The following is a 4,172-nucleotide window of genomic DNA, read 5'->3' as shown; positions in this document are numbered from 1 at the left end:
GTTGCATCTTCTGTTAGGGGGTTTTGAACTCTTAATGTATTTTTGAGCTCTAAGTTTGCATTTCGCAATTCACTTTCATTTGTGAAACTTGTAGTTTTAACTTCTGTGTATCCCCAACCTTCAAGATATTTTTTTGTTAATTTTTCCCATTGGAAAATTTTTTCTTGCTGGTACAGAGTTTTGGGAAGTGGTGGAAGCTTAGAAGGGATGTTATGGTAACCGTATATCCTTGCAACTTCCTCAACTAGGTCAATACTTTCTTGTATATCAGTACTTCTCCAGGAAGGTACAGTTGCGCGGAGCTCGGGAGCTCCGGAAATATCATCGGGGCTGGTTAGCCAATCAATTTCAAAACCCAAAGCTCTTAAAATAGTGCAGATTTGTCGGGGATCAACTTCTACACCAAGAACTTTTTCCACATCCTCTTCGGAGAGAATAATTTTACTTTCTCCGTATTTTTGATTTTCAATATCGATTAGTTTGCTAGCAATTTGTGCATTTGCGTTTTCTCGTAAAAACTTGGTTGCGTGTTTTAGTGCTGGAACTACTCCTTGTGGGTCCATACTCTTTTCAAACCTAGCTGATGCATCGGTACGGAAACTCATTTTTTGGGTTGTTTCTCGAATTCTTTGTGGGTTGTAGATTTGTACAAATAAGACTATGCGGGTAGTTCCCATATCTACACAAGAATTAGCACCACCCATTATTCCGCAAAGGTCAATGAGTTTGTCTTGGTCTTGGATAACAATTGTTCCAGGAGGAAGCTCGCGCTTTTTCCCATCTAGCGTAGTTAATGTTTCCCCTTCCCTACTCTCACGAAGGATCATTTTGTTCCCAGCAATTTTTTCATAATCAAAAACATGCATTGGTTGACCGCGTTCAATCATAAGGTAATTGGTTATATCAATTGCATTATTTAAGGAGCGAATACCCACCTTTTCTAAACGCTTTTGGATTTTTTGCGGGGATTCTTTTATTTCAACATTGTCAAGAATAACTGCTGAGAATCGTGGACAAAGATTGGGCTTTTTAATTCGAACATCTAAGTTCAGTGGGTTTTCCGGTTTTTTTAGTCTGATGCGGGGCTCTTTGTCTTTAAATTCTGCTTCTGTTTTGTGCTGAGTGAAAATAGCTCCCACTTCTCTAGCTACACCTAGAACAGAAAGTGCATCTGGGCGGTTAGGAGTAATCTCAATTTCAAAAATATGATCACCGTCTGATGTTTTGGTTATATTTTCTACCGAAAGGGCATGCAGAGACAATTTCTCTGCAATTTCTGCAGGGGTTGCATCTGTTTCCACAAAATCAAGTATCCAGTTGTGGGGGACTAAAATGTTCATGGTTGATTGTTGATAGTTAATAGTTTATTGGTCATTCTTCCAGATTTTCTCTCGTTAATTTAATAAGTATATTAATCTCTTTGGGAAGAATCCTAAGCATATTAATCATTTTCTTATTCGTATTTTCCGAGATTAGCCCTCTTTTATACGCTAATCTTGTCCAATGCGCTGCTTCGTAGGTTGAAGAGCGGGCATTATAATAAAATTTGTTTTTATCTTTTTTGTGATATCTTCCAAACCCTTCAGCTATATTTCCTGCTATTGAATCTATGGATCTTATCCATTGGTCGCCCATTGTTTTCTTAGCAAGTATATTCCACTTTTTGACTTCTTCCCAAACAATCAGCGACAATTTTGTCCCGATTTGGTAGGCTGTTATGTCTTTTAGTCTAAATACCTTTTTTTCTTTTTTCAATGGACAATGATCAATTAACAATTATCAATTTTTCCTAAAATTGTCTCAAAAATCTTATGTCGTTTTCGTAAAGTACTCTTATATCGCTAATGTTTAAATTCTCGCGCATCATAAATACTCTTTCTACTCCCCAACCAAAGGCAAAACCCGAGACCTTTTTGGGATCCAAACTTCCGTTTTTTAAAACCTGCGGGTGGACCATGCCTGCCCCACCGAGTTCGGACCAACCTCCTGTGCAGTACCTGCACCCCTTTCCGTGGCAGAGCCCGCAAGATATGTCAATTTCAAAAGATGGTTCTGTAAAACGGAAGTCATAAGGTCGCAATCGGTATTCCCTATCCTCTCCAAAGTATTCTTTAACAAAGAAATCCAAAGTTCCTTTTAGGTGGGTAATATTTATGTCTTTGTCAACAACAAGCCCTTCGAATTGATAGAAGGTGGGAATATGGCTTACATCTGATTGGCGTCGGTCGCACCTAGATATGTTAATCATTCGTACAGGCACACCCACCCTTTCCATTTCCCTTACCTGCCCATTTGAAGTGTGTGGTGTTAATACAAATCTTGTATCATATTCTGCTTTGGAACTTCGTCCGCCAGCTGGCGGATCGAATTTCGGATTTTCAATATAGAATGTTTCCCATTCATCCCGTGCGGGGTGGTTGGGTGGCATATTTAAACTTTCAAAAGCATACCAGTCGGTTTCTACTTCTGGGTATCTTCTTCTAACAAAACCCAACCGGTGGAAAATATCTTCTATTTCGTGAATTGTTTGGGTTACGGGATGTAGGTGTCCTAGCTTTGGTTTTTTTCCGGGGAGGGTTACATCTAACCAAACCTCTCCCCTACTCTCTCCCCCCGATTCTTTCAGCTCGTTTCTTTTGTTTTTTAGCGTGGTTTCTAGCTTGGATTTAGCTTGGTTTACTTTTTTCCCCACCTTAGGCCTTTCTTTTTCCTTTAAACTGGGGATGCTCTTGGTTATTTCTGTTAGCTCTCCCCTTTTTCCTAGATATAATTTTTCCAAATCTTCCAAATCCCTTATGCTTTGGACGTTTTTTATTCTTTGCTGGGCCTCTTTTTGTATTTTTTCGATTTTTTCTAAAACCTTCATTTTAAAAAGATTACCATATTCGGAACCAAGACGTAACTATTTTTCCTTCTCTGTATTGAACTGCTAATCCTAATTGATTGACACTTTTTGTTCTGAGGTGTTATAGTCCAGAGTAACTAGGGGTGTGGTTTTTGGATAGTAGAGTCTCAATTTCCTTCTTTGTTGTAAGGAAAAGTGGTAAATGTGCAAGTATTAAGGTATAGAAAGGAGAAGGGGCGGTGTTCTTTAAAAAAAGGCTGGTAACGCTGTTGGGTCTATTGGTTGGTTTTTTGCTTTTCTTTGGAACTGTAGTATTCCTATCAGACGTTCGGGCTGCTTCGTTTGCGCTGTCTTGCCCCAGCGGGTTAACTTATGTTGTTCGTCCTGGCGATAACCTTGCTGATGTAGGAAACCGTTTTGGTGTTTCGGTGTCAATTCTAGCAGAGGTCAACCAAATTGCTAATGTTAACCTGATTCGATCTGGGGAAGAGCTTTGTATTCCGGTTATGAACCAGCCGGATTTTGTTCGAGTATCCTTTCCCAAATTCGCTAATTCCCAATATTCTGGGATCGAAACTGTCTCGGTTAATAGTGTTCGTTGGTTTTGTGGAGAGCAGCATTGTGATTGGGAAGGTGCTCTCCAAGAGATTTGGGTGCTTGATGAATGGTACCAAACCCTTTTCAGCCACCGTTACGAGTTTCCAGGTTCCCACTTTCCGAAATTGGAAGAAGGTGACAAGATTGTTCTTTATAGAAACTGGGACTATTCTGGAGAGGCTCGCCTACGAGTTACCGGTATGAGCATCCTTGGGGACAGGGATGATGTTGATATAAACACCGAGATTTTTGAGGTGTTAGAGCGGACAGCTGACGGGGAGCTGTTTGCGTTTATTACCTGTCATCCAGCGGGAGCGGCTAGTCCTGTCCCCCAGCGATGGGTAGTGTGGGCAAGGAAGGAACTCGAAATGTGGAACAAGATTCACCATATTAGATAAAGGTATAGAGGCCCCGGACTAGAAATGTTTTAGAAGTTACTTTTCTGGTTAAAAGGGGCCTCCTTTTTTAATGTTTCTGTTTTTCTGCTAGCTTGTTTCTAAAGGGTTTGCTTACAGTTTAGAAAAGTGTTGTTGTTTTGGATTGAAAAGGTATTTCTAATGTGTTATAGTACCTACAGTAGAGAGATGGTTACTGTTGGAAGATAGCACAGGAATGCTTTGAAAAAGCACTTTAATTCCTAAAAACCCCCCGCGCGGGGGTTTTTGTCGTTAACTTAGCCTGGCCATTCTGTTTTGCAAGGTTGTGGTTACGTAGAGGATCAACGATCGTG

Annotated in this window: 4 protein-coding genes; 1 reads left to right on the top strand and 3 read right to left on the bottom strand. The window is 40.2% G+C overall.

What is annotated here, in order from left to right:
• The 3 genes from U9M98_00915 to pheS form a co-directional block, all read right to left on the bottom strand.
• Positions 1 to 1,340, bottom strand: a 1,340-nt coding sequence (locus U9M98_00915; GenBank protein ID MEA2020280.1) for a phenylalanine--tRNA ligase subunit beta, incomplete at its 3' end; no start/stop codon positions are given.
• Positions 1,341 to 1,371: 31 nt separating this feature from the next.
• A complete protein-coding gene (locus tag U9M98_00910) occupies positions 1,372 to 1,755 on the bottom strand; it encodes a four helix bundle protein (protein ID MEA2020279.1) in 384 nt (127 codons plus the stop codon).
• A 34-nt stretch (positions 1,756 to 1,789) separates the two neighbouring features.
• Positions 1,790 to 2,866 carry a phenylalanine--tRNA ligase subunit alpha gene (pheS, locus tag U9M98_00905; protein ID MEA2020278.1) on the bottom strand — a complete coding sequence of 359 codons (1,077 nt, stop codon included), beginning with the start codon at positions 2,864 to 2,866 and terminating at the stop codon, positions 1,790 to 1,792.
• Between the two features lie 218 nt (positions 2,867 to 3,084).
• On the opposite strand from pheS, the gene U9M98_00900 reads away from it, so the two are divergent.
• Complete coding sequence (locus tag U9M98_00900) at positions 3,085 to 3,840, top strand: LysM peptidoglycan-binding domain-containing protein (protein MEA2020277.1); 756 nt, start codon at positions 3,085 to 3,087, stop codon at positions 3,838 to 3,840.
• Positions 3,841 to 4,172 lie beyond the last annotated feature (332 nt).

This window comes from Patescibacteria group bacterium (assembly GCA_034659915.1).
In the GTDB taxonomy this organism is placed as follows: domain Bacteria; phylum Patescibacteriota; class WWE3; order JAUXAW01; family JAYEID01; genus JAYEID01.
Note: the sequence above shows the minus strand (reverse complement) of the source record. Positions and strands in the feature narration are given on the sequence as shown.

Coding starts and splice junctions, on each gene's coding strand:
- pheS (MEA2020278.1), bottom strand. CDS start 2,866: ATGAAGGTTTTAGAAAAAATCGAAAAAATACAAAAAGAGGCCCAGCAA.